Below are 22,818 nucleotides of genomic sequence, written 5' to 3'. Positions count from 1 at the left end.
ATGAAAAAAGTTACCATAAACAGTGTTGCTGAATATGCAGGGGTATCCAAAAAAACGGTATCTCGCGTATTGAATAATGAACCCAATGTTAGCCCCGCAACGCGTGAAAAGGTGCTAAAAGTATTCAAAGAGCTTGATTACAAACCTAATCCGATTGCGAGAGGGCTCGCGCGTAATAAGAGCTTTATAATAGGGTGTTTGTATGATAACCCGAGTAAAAGTTATATCACGCGAGTGCAAAGTGGCGCTTTAGAAGCTTGCCACAAGTTCAATTATAACTTGTTGATTCACCCGTGTGAGTTAAGAGGTGATGAGTTGATTGAAAATGTAGGGCAGTTGCTCACGACCTCTAGACTAGATGGGTTAGTGTTAACTCCGCCTTTTTCAGATTCACAAGAATTAATTGATTACTTAAAACAGCAAGATATTCCATATGCACGGGTTGCTTCTGCTATCCAAGATGATTCTTCGATTTCGGTACGTAGTAACGATGAGCAAGGGGCTTTTGAATTAACTGAGCACCTGATATCCCTGGGGCATAGAGATATCGCGTTTATCAAAGGTCACCCTGATCATAGTGCGACCGAAAAGCGTTTTAGTGGTTATAGAAATGCGTTGGTCAAGCATGGCATTGACTTTAAATCTCACTTGGTTGCAGAAGGTAATTTCAGTTACCATTCTGGTGCAGATAGTGCCAAAGAGATACTCGATCTGGATCCTATGCCCACGGCCGTATTTGCATCAAATGATTACATGGCGGCAGCAGTACTTAAATTGGCAACTCAAAGGCAGATTAAGGTCCCCGGGGACATTTCAATTGCAGGATTTGATAATGCACCTATTGCAAGGCATATTTGGCCAGGACTCACAACAATTGCACAACCTGTAGAAGAGATGACTCGACAGGCTGTAGAGCAGCTAATCATGCAAATATCTGATCCTTCGACAGAAGTTTATCAAAAAGTTTTGGAAGCAAAACTTATTACGCGGGAATCCACCGCAGCTAGATAATAAGATAACTTTTAACATTTACTTGCCAAAAGCCCAATCCTAGCGATTGGGCTTTTTTTGTCCATAATTTAGATAACCACGTTATTTAATCTAATTTTCATATTCAACTGTTGACACCGGTGTCAGGAATGTGAGTTAATACAGTGACACCGGTGTCAGGTTGAGGTGAGAGACAACCTGATAGCGTACCTTTGAACGGGTAAATCAAAGCAGCTCAGTACAGATGAATGTGCTGAGCCTTTTTCCTCTAAACATGCAGAGAGGCAGATTATGTTGCATCCTCGAATTCAAGAAGTTACTGAAAGAGTTGTAAAACGCAGCCAACAGACTCGAAGTGCCTACCTAAAGCGTATTCAAGAAGCAAAAAAACAAACACGCGTTAGAGCTGGCTTAGGTTGTGGTAACTTAGCACACGTTATGGCTGCGTGTTCAAGCAGTGACAAAGCGAGATTAAAAGCTGACGACCAGCCAAACCTTGCGATTATTAACTCTTACAATGACATGCTTTCTGCTCATGTACCTTATATTGAATATCCGGATTTAATCAAAAAGATAGCTACCAAATATGATGCGACTGCACAGGTTGCTGGTGGTGTACCAGCAATGTGTGACGGTGTTACGCAAGGTCGTGACGGTATGGAGCTATCTTTGTTCTCGCGTGATGTAATCGCAATGTCCACGGCTGTTGCGTTATCTCATGATGTTTTCGATGGTGTTTTTTGCTTAGGCGTGTGTGACAAGATCGTACCTGGACTACTGATTGGTTCATTATCTTTCGGTCATCTTCCAATCTTTTTCTTGCCAGCTGGTCCTATGGAATCGGGTATTCCGAATAAGGAAAAAGCACGCGTTCGTCAAAGCTTCGCTCAAGGTTTAGTAAGCCGAGAAGAGCTGCTTGAAGCAGAGAGTGCATCTTATCATAGCGCGGGTACGTGTACTTTTTACGGTACTGCGAACTCAAATCAAATGTTGATGGAAATTATGGGGTTACATTTACCTGGTAGTTCGTTCATCAACCCTTATACCGAATTACGTAATGGCCTGACCGCCAGTGCTGTTCAAATGATGCTTGAGCAACTTATTAAGACCAAATCGGCAAACTCGATTGGCGAAGTCGTGAGTGAGAAAACAGTCATTAACGGGTTAGTTGGTCTACTGGCGACGGGTGGGTCAACAAACCATGCAATCCATTTGGTCGCGATGGCAAAAGCTGCTGGAGTTCAGATTACTTGGAAGGACATGGCTGACTTGTCTGAAGTGGTTCCGCTTTTAACACGTATTTACCCAAATGGTTCTGCTGACGTTAACCACTTCCAAGCAGCGGGTGGTATGGGCTTCTTAATGCGTGAATTGCGCGATGCTGGCTTTTTGCATAACGATGTTAAAACAATCGTTGGCGAAGGGTTAGATGATTATACCCAAGAGCCAGTGTTGGATGTTGACACTAATGTGATCATGACCAACAGCGAAGGCCCGAGTAAAGTTAAGTGGGTGCCGTGTCCAGAAAACTCTCTGGATGAAGATGTACTGAGACCAGTGTCAAACCCGTTTAACAAGCAGGGTGGGTTACAACTGTTAACGGGTAATCTGGGCAAAGCCGTTATCAAAGTTTCAGCGGTGGATGAAAAACATCAAGTTGTGTCTGCGCCTGCAAAAGTATTTAGCTCTCAAGCCGCACTTCAAGACGCGTTTGCAAACGGCGAGTTAAATAGAGACTTTATCGCAGTAATTAAAGAGCAAGGTCCTAAAGCCAAAGGCATGCCTGAGCTACATAAGTTAACGCCTGTGATGGCGACACTTCAAGATCAAGGCTTTAAAGTGGCGATAGTGACTGATGGCCGGATGTCTGGTGCTTCAGGAAAAGTACCTGCAGCCATTCACCTAGCCCCCGAAGCCGTTGAGGGTGGCACGATAGCAAAAATTCGTGAAGGCGATTTAATCACATTAGATGCACCAAATGGCGATCTAGTGCTTCACGTTTCAGACGAAGAGCTTGCTAAACGAGAGCTTGAGCTTACCCAGCCTGAATTAACTTTTGGTACAGGGCGTGAGCTATTTACAGGCTTTAGAAACATGGTAAGCAGTGCAGATATGGGTGCGAGCGCCTTTGGTATCGACGAATAACATCATTGGGAATGGGGTAATTATGAAAATACAAGAAATTTTATCGGCAGCACCAGTGGTACCTGTCATTGTTATCGAAGAGTTAGAGGATGCAATCCCGCTAGCCAGAGCTCTGTACAATGGTGGTCTGCGCGCATTGGAAGTCACATTAAGAACGCCGGTAGCCGCAGAAGCTGTAAAACAAATCAAAGAAGCCTTGCCTGACGCATATGTTGGAACAGGCACTGTTGTAGACAAGGCATCGTTTGATGCATCTGTTAATGCAGGGGCTGACTTCATGGTAAGTCCTGGTGTGAGCACTGAATTATTAGCGTTAGCAAAAAGCACAGATATACCATTTTTACCCGGTGCCGCAACACCAAGTGAAGCGATGGAGCTTGCGGCACATGGTTTTAAGTTTTTGAAATTTTTCCCAGCGGAGGCTGCGGGTGGTGCACCAATGTTGAAATCTATTGGTGGGCCACTGCCACAAGTGACATTTTGTCCAACTGGTGGAATTTCACTAGAAAGCGCGCCTAAATATTTGGCGCTAAAAAATGTAGTTTGCGTTGGCGGTACTTGGATGCTGGATAAATCGCTCATTGCAAATAAAGATTGGCAAGCCATCGAAGCGCTTGCGAAACAAGCAAGTGAAGTTAAATAATTAGGGGAATGTAATCATGATTAACATCGCAATTAATGGCTATGGTCGTATCGGTCGCAACGTACTTCGCGCACTTTATGAGTCAGGTCAAAACGAACAGATTAAAATTGTCGCTATTAATGATTTAGCACCAGCAGAAACGAATGCACACTTAACGCAATTTGATTCAGTTCATGGTCGTTTTCAAGAGAAGCTGACGCTTGCTGGCAATACCCTAATTATTGGCAATGATGAGATTACATTAACGCAAGAGCGTGACCCAGCTAATCTGCCTTGGAAAGCACTGAATGTAGATATTGTGCTTGAGTGTACAGGTATCTTTACTTCACGTGATGCGGCGGCAAAGCATATTGAAGCGGGCGCTAAGAAAGTTATTGTCTCCGCGCCAGGTACTGATTTAGATGCCACCGTCGTTCATGGTGTCAATAGTGACGTGCTAAACGCTGAGAGCAACATTATTTCAAATGCATCATGTACAACAAACTGTTTGGCACCGGTTGCAAAGGCACTGAATGACGTGGTGGGTATAGAACAGGGTAGCATGACGACTATTCATGCTTTCACTAACGATCAAAACCTATGTGATGTGTATCACAAAGATTTATACCGTGCACGTAGTGCTACTCAGTCAATGATCCCAACCAAAACTGGTGCGGCGAAAGCTGTCGGTCTAGTACTGCCTGAGCTGGCTGGTAAACTAGATGGTATGGCGGTTCGAGTGCCGACCGTAAACGTTTCTCTTGTCGATTTAACGTTCGTTGCAAAGCGTGAAACAACGGCTGAAGAAGTCAACGAGATTGTCAAAGCCGCAGCTGAAGGTGCAATGGCAGGCGTATTGGAGTACAACACGTTACCATTGGTATCTATCGACTTTAACCATAACCCTGCGTCTTCTGTATTTGATGCAACGCAAACTAAAGTTGAAGGCAAACTGGTTAAAGTGATGGCATGGTATGATAACGAATGGGGCTTCTCAAACCGAATGCTCGATCAGGTTAAAGCGTTAGGCGCATTCTTGTAAAAATGTCTTGTAAAAAACCCCGCATATGCGGGGTTTTTATTTTCATCACATGGTCTTATCAGCCGGGTACATATCGGCTCATCCAATCCATACACAATGATTGTCTGATTATTGCACAACGTGTCAGTGACTAAGTTCATTTAGTCAAAAATGGCTTTAAAACCTATTATCAATTGGTATAAGTCACTTGAGAATCACTGCGCAATGTGAAAAAATTCCAAACAAATAAAATACAGTAAACTCCGAATCGAGGAACATAATATGCGCATCATCCTTTTAGGCGCGCCTGGTGCTGGTAAAGGCACTCAAGCTCAATTTCTGATGGAAAAATTTGGTATCCCACAAATCTCTACAGGCGACATGTTACGCGCCGCGATCAGTGAAGGTACTCCTCTAGGTTTAGAAGCAAAGAAAGTAATGGATGCAGGCCAGTTAGTTTCTGACGAAATTATCATTGGCTTGGTAAAAGAGCGTATTGCAAAGCCTGATTGTGAGAAAGGTTTCCTACTAGATGGTTTCCCTCGTACGATTCCTCAAGCCGATGCGATGAAAGAAAATGCAATTAACATCGACCACGTTATCGAATTTGACGTCGCTGATGAAATCATCGTTGAGCGTATGGGCGGCCGTCGAGTGCACCCTGGTTCTGGTCGTGTTTACCACGTTGTTTATAACCCGCCAAAAGTTGAAGGCAAAGATGACGAAACAGGTGAAGACCTTATCATCCGTGCTGATGACACTGAAGAAACTGTGCGTAAGCGCCTTGGTATTTACCATGACCAAACAAGACCTTTGGTCGATTACTACCAAGCAGAAGCACAGGCTGGTAACACGCAGTACCACAAATTAGACGGCACACAAGCTGTTGAAAGCGTAAGTCAGAAGCTAGGCGAATTACTAGGCTAATTGACAGCTTTTGCATTAGGACAACAAAGCCCAGCGACATGCTGGGTTTTTTATGTGCGAAAGAAAAATGCGCCTTGTACAATAAGGCGCTAATTAAAAAAGGGGGAATCCAATTGCCAAACTAAATAATTTGGACCGGGGTATTAAATACTATTTATGTGACCAAATTATGACAGTGTGGCTGTGCCTGTCGTAGCGGTTTTATGTTTCATTATCAACTCATCAGCTGCACAAGGTTGACTAAACCAATACCCTTGAAATTCCTTGATCCCAAGTTCACACAACATTGCGTAATCTCGATGTGTTTCAACGCCTTCTGCAAGCAGTGACAATTGCATGTTGTCACATATTGTAATTAAACCGAGCAGCAGGGCATGTTGCTTCTTAACATCGTTAATATCCGTCAACAAACTTCTATCCAGCTTTAAGCGTTTAATTGGACATTCCAATACTCTCGCAATGTTTGAATAACCGGTACCAAAATCATCGATACTTAAGATAAAACCAAGCGCATCTAGTTTTTCCATTGTTTGATTGTGATCATCGGCAAAGCTATATTCAGTCAGTTCTAACTCAATTGAGCTTGGCGAAATACCATACGAACGCGTGATTTTCTGGATATCTTTGACAAACTCTGGATCTGCAATATCTCGAGAACTGATATTAATAGCAATCGGTACGTCAATATACGTATTTTGTGTCAAAAACTGACATACCATATGAAGCATGTTACGCGTAACATGGCTGACTAGCCCAAACTCTTCTGCAATAGGTATAAATTGTGACGGCGGAACCCAGCCTAAAAGATTACTGTGCCACCTCGCTAACGCTTCATATCCTATGATGTTTTTATCGATATCGTGCTTACTTTGCAAGTAAAGTTTAAGCTCGCCGAGCTCAATAGATTTTTCAAGTAACAATGCCATTTCATGACGAGCAAGGGTTTGCCTGCGCGTGAGCTGGTCAAAAACGGTGACCATTTGTTCTGGCGCGCGCAATTCACATGCTTGCAATGCATTTTTCAGTAATCGCTCTGCGACGTAGCCATGTTCAGGGTAGGTTGCGATACCAATAGCATATTTTGAATGAAATTGATGCTGGCCCAGCTTTAACCAAAAGTCGAGATTTTTGTGCCAGCGAGTGGCTGTTTCACTCAATGAGCTTTGTGTTTCCACTAAAATAGCGATGCGACCGGCACCAATATAAGCGATTTGGTCAAGTAAATCGGCTTCTTGTTCTATTAATTGATTGATCCGTGCGTAGAGAGTGCGATGCTGCTCACCATCAATCATATAGTCTAATACGTGCTTATTCAGGTTATCGGCTATGAGTAGGGCAAAAGGGGTTCCCCTATCAATATGCACCTGTAACTGTTCAAGTAGCCAGGTTTTATTTGGCAAGTTCGTAGTTTTGTCAAAATATTTTGCTTGTTGGTGTGCGACATCCAAAGCCAATAAATCGTGTTGCATTTGTTGTTGATCAGACACATCTTCAAGATACCACGCTTTGATTCTGTCCGAGTGCTGCTCTTGTGCGGCAACCTCTATACACTTTTCTTCGACAGTGAAGGTTTTAGCAACGTCCATGAGCAAGTCATTGTCTGAGGTTAAGTAGGTAATATCATCCGTGGTAATACGACTTAAGTTAAGTGGTAGGGGCTTTGTTTGGATGCTTAATAGTCTTTTCGCTTTATCGTTAGCTTCGACAATATTTAGTTTGGGGTCAACAAGGACGATTGCATTGTACGACTTTTGAAAAAAGCGTTGATATATCTGCTTTTGAGACCTCAGGAGTGTATTGTTTTCAAGCATATGCTGATTTAAGCGATTAGCTGCTAGACTTGTTCGCCATACTGCCAGTGGAATGCAGCAGTTTAAAAAGAAGAATAATAAAAGCTGGATATGTAAAGGTGCGTCTACTAGCATGCGCTGCCCTTTAGGTAAAAGGGACAGGTCTATATTATTTACAATCACGAAAAAAGGCAGGATATTTATAACAGCGTAGAAGGTTGCTGTTTTTTTACCGATTAATATTAGCGCAATGATTGGAGTAATATACATGAATATAGACCCAAGGTGGGCTAGCTCTACAGTCGGGATAAAGAAGTTAATAAATACACCGGCCATTACAATGCTGAACAGCAGCAGTTGTGCGGTGAGGAAAAATGCGCGTCGGCTGAGATAAAGTAAACAACCAAGCGCTATCGTGTAGCCAGCGGTTAGCGCAATAACATAGTCTAAATTATAGTCGATAGCTGCGGGTAAACTGTTTAGGAATATCCCAAAGCAAAGTATTAAGCCCGTGGTTAGGATAATCCTAAGTGCACTAAGGCGCCATGCGGGAACCTTAACCATGGGTCTTTGTTCTTCTTCAAGCAAGAAAAATCGACTAAAAGTACTCAAAACTAAATATTTCGTATTATTATTTTGAACAATACTAAGGTCTACGCGTACACAATTCAATGACAAATAGCTAAAATAAGGACCTAAATCAAACTGATTGCGCTGTCATAAGAAAACGCGAATATCTTAAATCACGATTTTTTAACCGAAATAGCGAGTTTGCCACGTTTAATCACTAAGTATTGTGTGCTCAAATCACGTTATGCTTCTTAAGGTATCATATTGCGTCCACTTTGAGTTGTCGTTGTGAATTGGACGATAAGTATGCGAAAGCCCGCCAGAGTACTGATAAATTTGTCAAAAGCAGTTAAGATATCGGCATAACACCCATTTTATAGAAGGGCTGAGTAGAAAATGAGCAAAGGGTTCATGTTGGTTTGTGATGGCAGCAATGGCGCTGGAAAAACAACCGTCATTAAGGGGATTGAAGCGCACTTACAATCCAAAGGGTATGAGGTTGTACTATCACGCGAGCCTGGTGGCACGGAAATAGGTGAAAAGATCCGAGAGGTGATCTTGGACCCCTCTACGCCTCAAATGGCTGATATGACAGAACTTATGTTGTTTGGGGCAGCAAGAGCTCAGCATATCATTGAAAAAATCAAACCAGCCTTAGAGGCCGGGAAAGTGGTTATTTCGGATAGATTTGATGCGGCAACGTTTAGCTTTCAGCACTACGCGCGTGGCATTGACTTAAACACAATAAAAACAATCAATGATTTAGCATTAGGTGGCTTTAAGCCAGATCTGAATATTATCTTGGATTTAGACCCTAAAATAGGATTGGATCGTGTTCAGCAACGCGGCGAGGGCATGGATCGATTAGAAGTAGAAAAATTAGACTTTCTAAATCGAGCAAGACAAGGCTATTTAGTTCAAGCGGCTGCGCAGCCAGAAATATTTACCGTAATTGATGCGAGCGTTTCCAAAGCGGACGTGTTACAGCGATGCTTAGATGCCGTTGATAGTTTGCTTGAGAACCTATGATGTATTTTTCAGTAAATAAGGCCTGTTGATATATGTACCCTTGGTTAAAGGTCTTTCACAATCGGTTGCAAGATAGCTTTTCTCAACAACGTTTTCATCATGCGCAGCTTTTCCATGGGCTTGAGGGAGTCGGCAAGAGCAGCTTGGTATCTGAATTAGCTGAGTCTTTATTATGCAACAATACGCAAGCTGAACTCATTCGCTGCGGGAGCTGTAAAAGTTGCAATTTGCTTAAAGCACAGAGTCACCCAGATCTGTTTTTACTGACGGCGGAACAAAATAGCATTGGTGTTGACGACATTAGATCCCTCAATGACTTTATTTTTCATTCAGCTCAGCAAGGTGGCAACAAAGTTGTCGTCATAGAGCAAATCGAAAAAATGACTGAGTCAGCAGCTAATGCGTTGTTAAAAACGCTTGAGGAGCCTGCGTCAAAGCGTTACATATTAATGACGTGTAACGATGTATCAAAGATCAAAGCCACGATTTTGAGTCGCTGTAATAAAGTTCAAGTAAATATTGGGGATACTTATCACATTGCTCCTTGGCTAGGGCAACTAGGGATTGATGTTTCTGTCCACCCGTGGACCGAGCTTTTTTATGATCAACCGCTGTTGCTAGAGAGGTGGTTAAAGTTAGGGATTATGAATGAAGTAGATAATCTATGGAAAGTAGCCCATGATATTGTTAGGATTTCAGATATTGCAGCCCTAGACAATGAGCTGAATAAAGATCCCAGTTTACTCAGTGTATTTAGCCGCTTTTTAATGAGCGCTGCGAAACAGAGGGTAATGAACGGTCAACTCGGTTTTGTTCAATATCAGCATTGCGTAACGAGTATCGAACAATTCTTATCTGATCATCATCAAGTACTCGGAATAAACAGGGCTTTGAGTCTCTCTAAATTAATTTTCGGGCTTCAGCGTGCAATGAAACAGGATTAATACAGTGCAAGAGCTATTAGTAGATATTGAAGACCAAGACGAACTCTATCGGAGCTATATGCCATTTTTGAAAAATGGTGGTATCTTCATCAAGACCAACACGCGCTTCGATATGGGCGTAGCTGTTTCTTTACGGATCATGTTACCCGACGCGTTAGAGGAAGAAGAAGCAACAGGAAAAGTTGTCTGGATAACGCCGCAAGGGGCACAAAACTCAAACCCGCCAGGCGTTGGTGTTAGCTTTGATTCAGAGTTCGAGTTATTAAACGACAAAATTGTTAAGTTGCTGGGCACTGCGCTCAACCACGACAAACCCACCTATACAATGTAAGAAGTAGTAATGATTGTAGATTCACACTGCCATTTAGACCGTCTAGATTTCGCTAAGTTAAAAAGCGAGTTGCCTGAAATATTACAAAACGCACGTGACAAACAGGTCGAACACTTTTTGTGTGTTAGTGTCACGCTAGAACAATTCCCAAGTATGTTACAAGCGATTGAAGGGTTTAGTGATGTATCCGCCTCATGTGGAGTACATCCACTTAACCAAGAAGATGCCTTGGACAAATCATTGTTACTTGATTTAGGCAAGCATGATAGGGTGGTCGCCATTGGTGAAACAGGGCTTGATTACTTTTATTCAAAAGATACTCACAAAGTTCAGCAAGACAGCTTTGCAGGCCATATTGATGTGGCAAACGAGCTCAATAAGCCGTTGATTATTCATACAAGAGATGCAAAACAAGATACGTTAGATATCATGCGAGCGCACAACGCTGAAAACTGCGGCGGTGTATTGCATTGTTTTACTGAAGATTGGGATATGGCAAAAAAAGCGATTGATATGGGCTTTTATATTTCCATCTCAGGAATTGTGACATTTAAAAATGCGGTTGAGCTGCAAGATGTCGTCAAAAAGCTACCCTTGGACAGGCTGCTTATCGAGACTGATTCGCCATACTTGGCACCAGTACCACATCGCGGAAAAACGAATCAGCCTGCTTATGTGCAAGATGTCGCGTACTTTATCTCTGAGCTGAAGGGGTTATCTTTCAAAGAACTCGCAAATGCCACAACCAATAACTTTTATCAGCTATTCAGCTTAGCAAAACGGAACAATGTCATTACCTCAGGCTAATTTACCAACGGTACTCTGCGGACCAATGGTCCGCAGAGCAGACCCCCAAAGCATTTGTTTGCAATTTGTTGTTACCAAGCCAGTAGAAATGAATGCCTCAATAGAGGGCTTGAAAACGACATCTACGCAGACGAGCGTCGGCCTCGGCGAGCGTTTATTCTTGGTGTTTCTTGTACTTTCTTGCGAGGACAAGGAATTCCCTACAGATGAAGAACTGTGTTATCGAGTTTCAATTGATGGCACTGACTATCATAATGAAGCTTTGTGTTATCACCAGACACCGAGCTTGGTCGTGCCTAAAGTATTGTCGAAAGTGTTACATGGCTCATGCAGAAACCCGCATCATCCAAGCAAAGACAGTTTACTTGCTGCGGATGACTTCTTAGGGCGTCAGATAAAATCCACTGAGCAAAGACCAAGTTTACTGCTGATGTCTGGCGATCAGGTATACGCCGATGATGTGGCAGGCCCCATGCTGGTTGCCATCCACCAGCTCATTCCATTGCTTGGTATTTATCGCGAGCAGCCTTTGGCATTGAATTTACCGCAGACGCTCGCATCACAGCTTTATGTGAGGGATAAATACCTGCCAAAAGAGCCTTGGAACAAGCGCAGTAAATTTTCGCTCGGTTATTGGACAAGAAAAGATGAACCGCATTTCTCTAGTGTGAAATCTGGGAATCATCTCATTAGCTTCGAAGAATTTATTGCGTTTTATATCCTGAATTTTAGCTCAGCAGCATGGCAACTGCTTAACCCCTTTGAGTTTAATACAGAGAAATTATCTAGGCCCCATGCTCTGCAATTTGAGGCTGAAACGCGTGCATTGGAGGACTTTGTTTCTAATTTACCCCGAGTTGAAAGGTTGATGGCAAACATTTCGACTTTGATGATGTTTGATGACCACGACATCACAGATGATTGGAACTTAACGCCAAAGTGGGAACAAAACATTGCCAATTCACCCGACAGCAAACGCATTGTCAATAATGGGCTAATCTCTTATTGGCTGTTTCAGGGGTTAGGTAATGATGCACTTCAACAAACGGGAACTCTGTTCGATGCATTTCATGATGCGTTCGCAGAAGGGACCTGGCATTTTCCTAAGTTTGACAAAGCAATACACCGATTTGGTCAATGGCATTATTGTCTTGACACATACCCAAAAGTGGTTGTGCTAGACACGCGAACTCACCGTTGGCGAAGCGAACAAGACTTTAACGAACCCAGCGGATTGATGGATTGGGAAAGTTTGATGGAATTACAAGACGTGCTTATCAACCATGAGAGTGTCTTGTTAGTAAGCCCTGCGCCAGTCTTTGGGGTGAAAGCGATTGAAACGATTCAGGCAATATTCAATACGTGCGGAGAGCCCCTAGTGGTAGATGTCGAAAATTGGATGGCCCATGAGGGAGCTGCAAAGAAACTGATTGAAATCTTTAAGCGTGAAGACACACCCAAAGAAACGATTATTTTATCTGGGGACGTACATTATTCATTTTGTTTTTCAGTGCAGGCAAGATTTGGCCGTCACCACAATAGGATTTGGCAATTAACGGCATCTGGTATCAAAAATGAATTCCCGAAAGGTTTACTAAGTATTCTTGAAAAATTGGATACGTGGTTATTTGCCACTTGGAGTCCGTTTAACCTGTTTACCAAGCGCTGGCAACTTGCGGTATCGAAGCACCGTTCTGATTATGGTAAGGGCAGGTATTTGGTCTCGGACTCGGCGATTAGCTTGATTGAGCTGGAGCAAGGTAAACTTGAACGCTACGCTTTATTGCATGGCACTGGCGAAGTAAGTCACTTCGATTTGAATTAAAGCACCTTAGTTTACAGCGTCTAACGCAGCTTTTGCTATAGTTATTGGTAAGTTTTGATACTAAGTGGCATTGTATGCTGTTTAAGTTGCACTTAAGGGTAATAATGTACCAGCTCGTTTCAGGCACTTTGTTTGGGCGAGCATTATGTGCCTTGTTAATTGGCATGGTTTCTTGTATTTCTCTCGCTGGGCCACTATTCACAGATACCTCCCAAGTTATGCGTCGCTTCGACTATGAGTCTGGCCTGAGTCAAGTGACGATCATGGCTTTGGCTGAAGACCAATTGGGCTACATATGGATTGGTACCCAAGCGGGCTTAAATCGTTTCGATGGTCATGAATTCAAACAGTTTATCAGTAGGCAACAGGATCCTAATGAGTTAGCAGGCGCATTTATCACAGGCCTTTGTCACAGTGGTGAAAGGGTATGGATAGGCACGAGCACTGGGTTGAGTGCATATCATACAGTTACGGGGCGATTTCAGAGCTTTTTAAAAGAACACTTTGAAGTGATTACGTCCGACCGCGTGAAAACGCTCAGTTGTACTGGCACCCACATTGCCGTTTCGACAGAAAATAACGACTTTTATTTAATTGATAAAACGACACTTAAACCAAGCACGTTAGAGCTAAGTGGACGCTTTATCAGTCATGTCGTGACTTACAAAAACCTCATTTATTACCTCTCTGAAGAAGGGTTAATGGCCTTTAATATTCAATCAGGCAAGGGGAATCAGCTCTTAAGTGATGATTTTAAGCATATGCGTTTGAATGGTGAGCGGATTTTTCTGCTTTCTAAAGATAATGAGCTAATGAGCTATGACACTTTATACGAACGGGTTTTATGGCGCAGCAAAGTGGACAATCGCGCGGGGCTAGAGTTAAATCAAATTCATATATCATCTAACAGTCTGTTTCTGGGCACAAACTTTGGCGTGTACCTATTTGACCTCAAAGGCAATATAAAAAAGCATTGGTTTAAGCACGAAGGCCAAGGGTTAGGCCTGCAAGATAACAGCATACTGTCTGTCCTTAAGGACAGTAATAGCGATTTGTGGTTTGGTACAGAAACCGGTGGGCTTCATTTTATTAGTCGTCTTAGCGAAAACTTTGGCCATGTCAGTGCCTACAATTACCCTGATAGTCCAATGCAAGAACCCGATATTCGAAACTTCTCGTTAGATAGACAAGATAGGCTTTGGTTGGCAACATCTTCTGGCCTTTACTTTTTTAAAGAACATGGATTCAGAGCTGGTTATGAAGAGTATGAGCAGTTATCTATATTGGCCAACGCGTTTATCACAAAGTTACATATTCAAGCTAATTATATGTGGCTAACTACCCGGGGCTTAGGGGTATTTAGGTTGAACCTAGAAAGTGGTGAATTACTTAACTTAGCACCTGATGTGGGTAAGGGGCCTGAGCTAAGTTTCAATGACGTTATTTCTTATCGAGGCAAAGTACTCGTTAGTTCAAGGACCATGGGGTTACTGTATTTCAATGAAACATCTGGAGAGCTTGAGTCATATTTAAAGTTGCCAACTGCGCCCAATCATGTGTCTTCGATTATTCCTTACGGTGATGGACTGTTGTTTGGCAGTATCGGTGATGGGCTGTTCAAATATGAAGAAGGCGTATTAGATCAGATCACAATTGCTGATTCATTGGTGTCAGATATTGTCTTTATGCTGCAAGAAGACAGTTATGGCAGAATTTGGGTTGGGAGTGAGTCGGGTGTGTCTGTTGTCAATAATGACTTTTCTGTGTCAAAAGTGATTAAAAAGTCTGATGGGCTTACAAATGGTGCTGTTTGGGCATTGATATTTGATGGGCAAGATCACGTATGGTTTGGTAGCAGTGGCGGGTTATCACGGGTGAACATTCACGATTTTAAAATAGATAACTTCCTCCCAGTGGATGGCGTTCAGGGGAACGAGTTTAACTACAACGCCAGTTGGCTATCGCCAGACGGCAGAGTATTTATTGGTGGGTCAAAAGGGTTTAATCAATTTTATCCTAAACAAATAAAAATCGCGCCAACCAGTCGACCGCTTTTAGTTTCCAGTATTGAATTACTCGGTAATGAGCTTCATCCATCGACGGATGACGAGTTGAAGTTGGCGCCAGAGTTGACAACGACGATAGAGCTTAACCATGATCAGGATATTCTGTCGTTACACTATTCCAGTTTGGATTATGGCTCTGAAGGCCTTCGTTTTTACTATCGAATTATTGGCTTGAGCGAAAAGTGGCTGAAGCTCGCAGACGGTGTGAGACAAATCAATTTGCTTAAGCTCAATCCAGGGAAATATCAGGTACAAACTTACACGATAAACCGCTTCAACCAAATATCACCCACCCATTTATTTGATATTTTGATTCGTGCGCCTTGGTGGTGGAACGATTATACCAAAGCTGCATACATATTGACGCTTGCGCTGGCATTTTACTTGTGGATAAGGCAGAGGCAAAAGCGTTTTCAACAGGTCGTGAGCGACAATCAAATCATGAATGAGTTGCAAGAGCGGCTAGAACTCTCGTTGTGGGCAAGCCAAGATGAATTGTGGGATTGGCATATAGAAACTGGCAAAATTTATCGCCATAGTGTTAAACCGCGAATTGACTATGGTGATTGTAAGACGCAGATGGCAGCGAATGATGCTGTACACTTTATTCACCCCAAAGATTGCGTAGCTTGGGAAGAGAAACTTGACGGCTGTTTAGAAGGTGAGGAAGACACCTATGAGATAGCGATACGGGTTAAGACAGTGGATGGTGATTGGACATGGGTACTAGAGAGAGGCAAAGTAGTCAGTCGTGATAGTCACGGCAAAGTGATGCGCGTTGCAGGGGCCTTGAAAGACATTGCTGAATTAAAAGCACATCAAAATGCACTACAGTCACTGAATGAAGAGTTGGAAATTAAGGTTGCGGTGCGTACCGATGAGTTGTATCGCAAGAATCAAAAGCTAGAACAGGCGATGATGGAGTTAAAACGCACCCAGCAAGAATTAATAGAAAGTGAAAAAATGGCTTCTCTGGGTAATGTGGTCGCGGGGATAGCACATGAGATAAATACTCCATTGGGGATTTCAATTACGGCTATTTCGTATAACGAAGAAAGCTTGAAGCAAATAGCGACAAAATTAGAAAATCAAACTTTGAAACAGTCGGAACTTGAACAATCAATCAATGAGCAGCGCGAAGGTTACCAACTGATGAACCGAAATTTAGATCGGGCGAAAGAACTGATCAGCAACTTTAAGCAAGTGGCGGTTGATCACTCTAGCGAGGTACAGCGTGACATCAATGTAAAAGAGTATGTTGAAGATGTTTTTAGCTCGCTGGCACCATTGGCGAAAGGTAAAAAAGTTGTGCTTCGTATTCACGGTGACACAGATATCGATGTGAACACGTACCCAGGCGCGATCTACCAGATTTTGACAAACCTATATAATAACTCGATGATCCATGGGTTTGAGCATCAAGAAGAAGGTACTGTGCAGGTCAGTTTGCAAATGCTAGAAGGCACCTGGACACTGACATACAAAGACGATGGCATCGGTATGAGTGATAGCAGTCTCACGACGCTATTTGACCCATTTGTTACAACTAAGCGAAGCCAAGGTGGCTGTGGTTTGGGGATGCACATTGTGTACAATTTAGTGACGCAGTTACTTAAAGGTGAGATATCGGCTTGGTCAAAACCGCATAAAGGTTTAGAAGTTAAAATCAAAGTGCCTTACATCAAGGCAACTAGTCCTATTAATGCAAAAGAAGCATAGTAAATCACACTAAAAAAGCCGCCCTAGATTGGCGGCTTTTCCAGCTTTAATCGTGCTCTTACATCACGCGCATACCTGGCTCTGAACCTTCGTCAGGGTTCAGGATGTATATTTCTTTGCCACCAGGACCTGCTGCCAACACCATGCCTTCGGAGAGTCCAAAGCGCATCTTACGTGGTTTGAGGTTTGCTACCATGACGGTCAGTTTACCTTCTATATCTTCAGGCGCATATGCTGATTTGATACCTGCAAACACTTGGCGTGTTTCTCCGCCTAAATCCAGCGTGAGCTTCAATAGTTTTTCGGCACCTTCAACATGCTCTGCCTTGGCGATTTTCGCTACTCGCAAATCAACTTTCGCAAAATCATTAAACTCGATCTCATCTGCGATAGGCTCTTTTGCGAGCGGGCTATTTGGGTCGACCGCCGGCTTCGCTGCCTCTAAACTTTCTTTTGAAGCTTCTACCATTGCATTTACCTTATCTAAATCTACACGTTGCATCAGTGCTTTAAACTTATTAATTTCATGGCCTTTAAGCGGTTCACTGACGGTGTCCCAGTTCAGCTCCGTCGCAAGGAATTGCTCAACGTTGGCGCTCATACCCGGAAGAACAGGCTTAAGGTACGTTAAAATCACTTTGAACATATTTAAACCAAGTGAACAAACTTGGTGTGCACGTTCCTGTGTTGCTTCATCTTTAATTAAAACCCATGGTGCTTCAGCGTCAATGAATTGGTTTGCTTTGTCTGCTAGGGTCATGATTTCGCGAATAGCGCGGCTATAATCTCTATTTTCGTAATGTGTTGCAATGGCATCAGAGACGGTTGTGAACTCAGCTAACAACGCTTCGTCCATCACTTCATCACTCAGTTTGCCTGCAAATTTCTTGGTAATGAAACCGGCACATCGGCTCGCAATATTAACTACTTTCCCAACCAAGTCAGAATTTACGCGTTGTGCAAAATCTTCTAGGTTAAGATCCAAATCTGTAATACCACTGTTGAGCTTGGCCGCGTAGTAATATCGCAAATATTCAGGATCCAAGTGCTCTAGATAGGTACGCGCTTTAATGAATGTCCCTTTTGACTTAGACATTTTCGCACCATTTACAGTGACGAAACCATGCGCGAACACATTGGTCGGTTTTCTGAAGTCAGCGCCTTCAAGCATTGCAGGCCAGAACAAACTATGAAAATAAATGATGTCTTTACCAATGAAGTGATATAGCTCCGCGTCCGAATCTTTGCCCCAGAAGCTATCAAAGTCGATACCACTTTTATCACACAGGTTTTTAAAGCTTGCCATATAACCGATTGGCGCATCGAGCCATACGTAAAAATACTTGCCAGGTGCGCCCGGGATCTCAAAACCAAAGTAAGGCGCGTCTCGGCTAATATCCCACTGCTGTAGGCCTTCTGCAAACCATTCTTCAAGCTTATTCGCCATTTCGGTTTGTAAACTACCTGAGTGAAGCCACTCTTTGAGCATGCCTTCAAATGCGGGTAAATCAAAGAAGAAGTGCTCTGAGTCCTTGAGGACTGGTGTCGCCCCTGACATGACAGATTTAGGTTTCTTTAACTCTGTCGGGCTGTAAGTTGCGCCACATACGTCACAACTGTCACCATTTTGGTCTTCTGCCTCACATGTAGGGCATGTACCAGTTACAAATCGATCTGGTAGAAAGATATTTTTTTCAGGGTCAAAAAGCTGTGAGATAGTTCGCTTTTTAATGTGTCCTTTGTCATTCAAGCGAGTATAAATAAGCTCACTCAATGCTTTGTTTTCTTCGCTATGGGTACTATGGTAGTTGTCAAAAACAATATTGAAATCTGCAAAATCTCGCTGTCTTTCAATACTCACATTTTTAACCATTTCTTCAGGTGTAATGCCTTGCTTTTGAGCATTCAACATGATTGGCGTACCATGAGCGTCATCCGCGCACACATAGTATGCTTCGTGGCCGCGCATTTTTTGGAAGCGAGACCAAACATCGGTTTGAATATATTCTAATAAATGCCCTAAATGTGTCGGGCCATTTGCATACGGTAATGCACTGGTAATGAGAATTTTTCTCTTTGTCATAGTTTTCCCATGGTTTTTTAGCCGCATTGACTAATACCAATTAAAGTCATGTATTCATTCTAACGGTTGAATTTAATACAGTTTTCACCTTTAACTGGAATATGCCCTCTTAACGCGAATTTGACTGGTCTTAATGAACTGAATGTTACATAATTCCAGCGTTATTTTCACCACCTGATGGCGTTTTATTTGTATGTTTGGTTTCAAGAGTTTGTTCAACAAAGAAGATCCGGTCGAAAAGCAAATTATTGCGCTTTTAAACAGCTACCGAAGTGCGATTTTTCCACTAGGGATTCAGTCTGAGTGGATTAAACAGGCAAACAAAGTTGGCAAGTGTTGGGATGTTTTGGTCACGTTACCATTTGCAGCGCAGTCACAACACAGTTTGATTCAGAGTTATTTGGCAGAGCAACTCAATGACACGGTGAATCTAGCGATACAGACAGAGATCCCCAATCATTACAAATTTAAGAAAATTAAACATATTGTGTTGGTTGCTTCAGGAAAAGGAGGCGTTGGTAAGTCCACGACTGCTGTCAATTTGGCTCTAGCACTAAAAGCGCAAGGTGCAAGTGTTGGCCTACTAGATGCGGATATATATGGGCCCTCAATTCCCTCATTGCTTGGTTTAGTGGGTGAGCAACCTACTGCAAAAGATGATAAATTGCTTAACCCGATGGAAAAATATGGATTGAAGACCATGTCCATTGGTTATTTGGTCCCAGCTGAAAATGCGACGGTATGGCGAGGGCCGATGGCTTCTCAAGCGCTCAATCAGTTGTTAAATGAAACTGATTGGGGTGAGATAGACTATTTAGTTGTTGATATGCCACCTGGTACTGGTGACATTCAGTTAACCATGACACAAAAATTGCCTGCCAGTGGTGCTGTAATTGTTACCACGCCCCAAGATCTAGCATTGGCTGACGCACAAAAAGGGATTGCTATGTTTTCACAGGTGAATTTGCCAATCATCGGACTCATTGAAAACATGAGTTACTTCAATTGCACCCATTGCGGGGGTAAAAACCATTTATTCGGTCAAGATGGCGGTAATCAGTTGGCTGCACGTCATGGGGTCCCTTTGCTGGCAGAGATCCCCTTAGATATTTGTATTCGAGAAGAATCAGAGCGTGGAGAAAATATCATAGAAAAAGCCATGCCAATTGCCGACCATTATACCTATTGCGCGCAACTTGTGAGTAGCATGTTGTTTCTACAGTCACTTGAGACACAAGGTGTAGAAATCATCGTTTCAGATGACTAATTGCCTTTTATAACGCCAACGGGGCATTATTTTTCCAATTAACTGGTAAATATTCATTCAGCTTCCATACTTGAATGATGCAACTGTTGGCGGTCAATATATGTACCTCTATACTGTATAAAAAATGCAATATATATTTTATATTATCGGTACTAATATTGAACAGATCTAACAGTCCTATCAGCCAAAGTTAATCACTTACTCAAGGAGGTGGGTATGTGGTTTTTAACAGTTAAGCTGTTTGTGATTCTGCTATTGTTCAGTTGTTTTAGCCTCGGGGCTGAACAGCCAACTTTTCACATAGAGCTTTTAAAAGACACGTCTAATCAACTGTCAATAGATGCTGTTATTGATCGAAAAGACCAGTTCAATACGATAAGTACGAAAGCAAAGTTTAACAAAGGCGAAACCATTTGGGTTAAGGTGAGTAGCCAGTCCAGTGAGGATCAATTGGTCGCGATAACCAGCCCAATTGAAGGCCATGTTAAGCTATACCGCGTTATTTCGGGGGCGATCGTTGATTATGAGCTGATCTCGCCTGTTTCAGGCTATACTTCACCAGAGCAAGGTATACTTCCTCACCAATCTATTATTGAAAATGGAATAAACTCTGAAGTATACATTCAAGTTAATGCTAAATATAATGGTATGCTATCGCTATCTATAATGTCATTTTCAGATTATAGATATCTACTAAATAAGCGGCTTTTTATATTGGGTGCTAGCAGTGGCGTTCATTACTTTATTGCGTTTTTTGTTTTTTTAATGGCAATTGGTCAGTCGCGTAGAGGTTTGGCATCTCTTGGTGCGTACTTTTTATGTATCAGCATACAAAGTGGCGTGTACAATGGCGCCAACATGCTTTTATTTCCAAGCGAATTTATTGGTTATTTTGCAACATTCCACAGCCAGATATTTCTGTTATCCCTGATTTTTGCGATTTTATTTCTATATTTTTTTATGATCGAAAAGCGTGCTGATGGGAAATATACAAATCTGGTTACCGCTTCGATTTGGTTTATTGCTGCGCTAGCCGTGTTAATTGCGCCTTTGAATGCCCAAAACTCGCTCATTTTCCATGTGATTGCGAGCTTAATCTGTTGCGTATTATATGTCGTCGTACTGAAAAGCCAATACGCTGAACATAAAGACGAAGTCTTAGTTTTGATGTTTACTTGGTTGCCAATTTTTGCATTGAAAGCGTCCATCTTTGTGAACCAGTTTGGGTTCTTTTGGCCTGTGGATGAGTCCTTGCTGAGCCACCTGCTCATTACGTTACATGTCATTATGCTTGCCTGTTACTTGTATTGGCATGACAAAAATAAGAAACGACGTCTCATGTTTTATGCAACGCATGACAAAGACACGGGGGCGCCTAACCGTTACATGCTGCAACAAAGCTTAGAGGCGCTGGACAAGGTAAACAAACCTCACACTTTATTGCTCTTTAGACCTTTGGTTTTGCAGACTATTCGCTTAAATATGGGGTGGAATTACGCCAACTCGCATCTCAGAAAGCTGCTTAGCAAAGTAGGGAAGCAATTGAATACCTATGGCAATGTGGTCATTGCTGAAGACTCAAAGAGTCAAACTTCAATTTATCGACTCGACGATTCGCTTTTCGCAGTGGTATTAATCGGCAAATTTGAGTTGAGTCAAATTGAACAGTTTGTGTGTGTATTGTCTTCGAGTTTTGAGGAGGGCATCGATTTTGGCGGCGATCTGTTGGTCGACCAGCTTGAGATTGGCGTTGCGAGCAACCCAATTCATGCATCGAACGCAGATTCGATTATTCAATGTGCCATGCAAGCGATGGCCGCTAAACCCGTAGGCACGAATAAGTGGCAGCTGTTTGATTTTGGGAACTCTATCGTATCTCAGCGACGCATTAAAATTGCCTCGGCTTTAAAGGTTGCGATCGAGCGTGAACAGCTAAGCTTGTATTTACAGCCACAGTTGCACCTTAAATCAGGTCGTGTATATGGCGCTGAAGCATTACTAAGATGGCATCATCCAGAGCTCGGCATCATCCCGCCCACAGAGTTTATTCCAATTGCAGAGTCATCAGGCATTATATATGAACTGACCGAATGGGTTATCGAATGTGGTTTGAGACAGCAAGCTGAATTGGTCAAGCTTTTACCAAGCCATCATTTGTCTCTGAATATATCTGGGCGTGATGTTGGGCGTAAAGAACTTACAGTACAATTGATTGAATTAGTCAATCAATACCAATTGGCACCGAGTCAAATCGTACTTGAAGTGACTGAGTCTGCAACGGTTGAAAATGAAACAACTTTATACGACAGCTTAGCTGATTACAGAAGTATCGGTATTAAAGTTGCCATCGATGATTTTGGAACGGGATATTCTTCGTTAGCATACCTGAGTCAACTTGGGTTTGATAAGTTAAAAATAGATAAGCGCTTTGTCATGGACCTTGAAAGCTCCAAGACCAATCAGACTATTTGTAAAGCAACGTGCGATATGGCTCACAGCCTTGGTTCAGTCGTTGTAGCCGAAGGCGTTGAGAGTGAAGGAAGTTATCGACAATTACAAAGCTATGACTGTGACATTGGTCAAGGGTACTTTGTTTCTCGACCACTTCCGTTTGAAGACTACAAATTGTGGTTGCAAAGAATGACGGAAGTTGAAGATGTCATTCACTATTTGACTTCCTAA

Annotated in this window: 15 protein-coding genes; 13 read left to right on the top strand and 2 right to left on the bottom strand. The window is 42.6% G+C overall.

Annotated elements, in window-relative coordinates:
- The 5 genes from L1286_RS11495 (at window position 1) to adk (ending at window position 5,705) form a co-directional block, all read left to right on the top strand.
- Window positions 1-1,011 (top strand): LacI family DNA-binding transcriptional regulator, encoded by a 1,011-nt coding sequence (locus L1286_RS11495; protein WP_235407196.1) that lies wholly within the window; start codon window positions 1-3, stop codon window positions 1,009-1,011.
- 270 nt (window positions 1,012-1,281) lie between these two features.
- Window positions 1,282-3,135: a phosphogluconate dehydratase gene (gene edd, locus L1286_RS11490; RefSeq protein WP_235407195.1), complete on the top strand. Its 1,854-nt coding sequence runs from the start codon at window positions 1,282-1,284 to the stop codon at window positions 3,133-3,135.
- A 22-nt stretch (window positions 3,136-3,157) separates the two neighbouring features.
- Window positions 3,158-3,778 (top strand): bifunctional 4-hydroxy-2-oxoglutarate aldolase/2-dehydro-3-deoxy-phosphogluconate aldolase, encoded by a 621-nt coding sequence (locus tag L1286_RS11485; RefSeq protein ID WP_235407194.1) that lies wholly within the window; start codon window positions 3,158-3,160, stop codon window positions 3,776-3,778.
- A 16-nt stretch (window positions 3,779-3,794) separates the two neighbouring features.
- The gene (gene gap, locus L1286_RS11480; protein ID WP_235407193.1) at window positions 3,795-4,799 is read left to right on the top strand and encodes a type I glyceraldehyde-3-phosphate dehydrogenase; all 1,005 of its coding nucleotides are present in this window, start codon (window positions 3,795-3,797) and stop codon (window positions 4,797-4,799) included.
- Between the two features lie 261 nt (window positions 4,800-5,060).
- The gene (gene adk / locus L1286_RS11475) at window positions 5,061-5,705 is read left to right on the top strand and encodes an adenylate kinase (protein WP_235407192.1); all 645 of its coding nucleotides are present in this window, start codon (window positions 5,061-5,063) and stop codon (window positions 5,703-5,705) included.
- Window positions 5,706-5,872: 167 nt separating this feature from the next.
- On the opposite strand, the gene L1286_RS11470 is transcribed toward adk, so the two are convergent.
- On the bottom strand, window positions 5,873-8,059 hold the full coding sequence (locus L1286_RS11470; RefSeq protein WP_235407191.1) for a GGDEF domain-containing phosphodiesterase: 2,187 nt from the start codon (window positions 8,057-8,059) through the stop codon (window positions 5,873-5,875).
- A gap of 402 nt (window positions 8,060-8,461) precedes the next feature.
- Here L1286_RS11470 and tmk point away from each other — a divergent pair, with 402 nt between their 5' ends.
- From tmk to L1286_RS11440, 6 genes are all read left to right on the top strand, one after another.
- Window positions 8,462-9,094, top strand: a complete 633-nt coding sequence (gene tmk / locus L1286_RS11465; protein WP_235407190.1) for a dTMP kinase — start codon at window positions 8,462-8,464, stop codon at window positions 9,092-9,094.
- Between the two features lie 32 nt (window positions 9,095-9,126).
- Window positions 9,127-10,038 carry a DNA polymerase III subunit delta' gene (gene holB / locus L1286_RS11460; RefSeq protein WP_235407189.1) on the top strand — a complete coding sequence of 304 codons (912 nt, stop codon included), beginning with the start codon at window positions 9,127-9,129 and terminating at the stop codon, window positions 10,036-10,038.
- A 4-nt stretch (window positions 10,039-10,042) separates the two neighbouring features.
- Window positions 10,043-10,369, top strand: coding sequence for a PilZ domain-containing protein (locus tag L1286_RS11455; RefSeq protein ID WP_235407188.1), 327 nt, complete (start codon window positions 10,043-10,045; stop codon window positions 10,367-10,369).
- Between the two features lie 9 nt (window positions 10,370-10,378).
- Window positions 10,379-11,176, top strand: a complete 798-nt coding sequence (locus L1286_RS11450) for a TatD family hydrolase (protein ID WP_235407187.1) — start codon at window positions 10,379-10,381, stop codon at window positions 11,174-11,176.
- Complete coding sequence (locus L1286_RS11445) at window positions 11,157-13,001, top strand: metallophosphatase (RefSeq protein ID WP_235407186.1); 1,845 nt, start codon at window positions 11,157-11,159, stop codon at window positions 12,999-13,001. The genes L1286_RS11450 and L1286_RS11445 overlap by 20 nt, the downstream gene beginning before the upstream one ends.
- A gap of 104 nt (window positions 13,002-13,105) precedes the next feature.
- Window positions 13,106-16,786: a sensor histidine kinase gene (locus tag L1286_RS11440; protein ID WP_235407185.1), complete on the top strand. Its 3,681-nt coding sequence runs from the start codon at window positions 13,106-13,108 to the stop codon at window positions 16,784-16,786.
- Window positions 16,787-16,844: 58 nt separating this feature from the next.
- Here the strand turns inward: L1286_RS11440 and metG are convergent, their stop codons facing one another.
- Window positions 16,845-18,869, bottom strand: a complete 2,025-nt coding sequence (gene metG / locus L1286_RS11435; RefSeq protein ID WP_235407184.1) for a methionine--tRNA ligase — start codon at window positions 18,867-18,869, stop codon at window positions 16,845-16,847.
- 193 nt (window positions 18,870-19,062) lie between these two features.
- Between metG and apbC the strand changes: the two genes are divergently transcribed.
- Both apbC and L1286_RS11425 read left to right on the top strand, forming a co-directional pair.
- Entirely contained in the window at window positions 19,063-20,136 is a 1,074-nt protein-coding gene (gene apbC / locus L1286_RS11430) for an iron-sulfur cluster carrier protein ApbC (RefSeq protein WP_235407183.1), read from the top strand.
- A gap of 216 nt (window positions 20,137-20,352) precedes the next feature.
- Complete coding sequence (locus tag L1286_RS11425) at window positions 20,353-22,818, top strand: EAL domain-containing protein (protein WP_235407182.1); 2,466 nt, start codon at window positions 20,353-20,355, stop codon at window positions 22,816-22,818.

This window comes from Pseudoalteromonas sp. SMS1 (assembly GCF_021530565.1).
In the GTDB taxonomy this organism is placed as follows: domain Bacteria; phylum Pseudomonadota; class Gammaproteobacteria; order Enterobacterales; family Alteromonadaceae; genus Pseudoalteromonas.
Note: the sequence above shows the minus strand (reverse complement) of the source record. Positions and strands in the feature narration are given on the sequence as shown.

Coding starts and splice junctions, on each gene's coding strand:
- L1286_RS11425 (WP_235407182.1), top strand. CDS start 20,353: ATGTGGTTTTTAACAGTTAAGCTGTTTGTGATTCTGCTATTGTTCAGT.
- L1286_RS11440 (WP_235407185.1), top strand. CDS start 13,106: ATGTACCAGCTCGTTTCAGGCACTTTGTTTGGGCGAGCATTATGTGCC.
- L1286_RS11445 (WP_235407186.1), top strand. CDS start 11,157: ATGTCATTACCTCAGGCTAATTTACCAACGGTACTCTGCGGACCAATG.
- edd (WP_235407195.1), top strand. CDS start 1,282: ATGTTGCATCCTCGAATTCAAGAAGTTACTGAAAGAGTTGTAAAACGC.
- L1286_RS11485 (WP_235407194.1), top strand. CDS start 3,158: ATGAAAATACAAGAAATTTTATCGGCAGCACCAGTGGTACCTGTCATT.
- adk (WP_235407192.1), top strand. CDS start 5,061: ATGCGCATCATCCTTTTAGGCGCGCCTGGTGCTGGTAAAGGCACTCAA.
- L1286_RS11495 (WP_235407196.1), top strand. CDS start 1: ATGAAAAAAGTTACCATAAACAGTGTTGCTGAATATGCAGGGGTATCC.
- tmk (WP_235407190.1), top strand. CDS start 8,462: ATGAGCAAAGGGTTCATGTTGGTTTGTGATGGCAGCAATGGCGCTGGA.
- holB (WP_235407189.1), top strand. CDS start 9,127: ATGTACCCTTGGTTAAAGGTCTTTCACAATCGGTTGCAAGATAGCTTT.
- apbC (WP_235407183.1), top strand. CDS start 19,063: ATGTTTGGTTTCAAGAGTTTGTTCAACAAAGAAGATCCGGTCGAAAAG.
- gap (WP_235407193.1), top strand. CDS start 3,795: ATGATTAACATCGCAATTAATGGCTATGGTCGTATCGGTCGCAACGTA.
- L1286_RS11470 (WP_235407191.1), bottom strand. CDS start 8,059: ATGGTTAAGGTTCCCGCATGGCGCCTTAGTGCACTTAGGATTATCCTA.
- metG (WP_235407184.1), bottom strand. CDS start 18,869: ATGACAAAGAGAAAAATTCTCATTACCAGTGCATTACCGTATGCAAAT.
- L1286_RS11450 (WP_235407187.1), top strand. CDS start 10,379: ATGATTGTAGATTCACACTGCCATTTAGACCGTCTAGATTTCGCTAAG.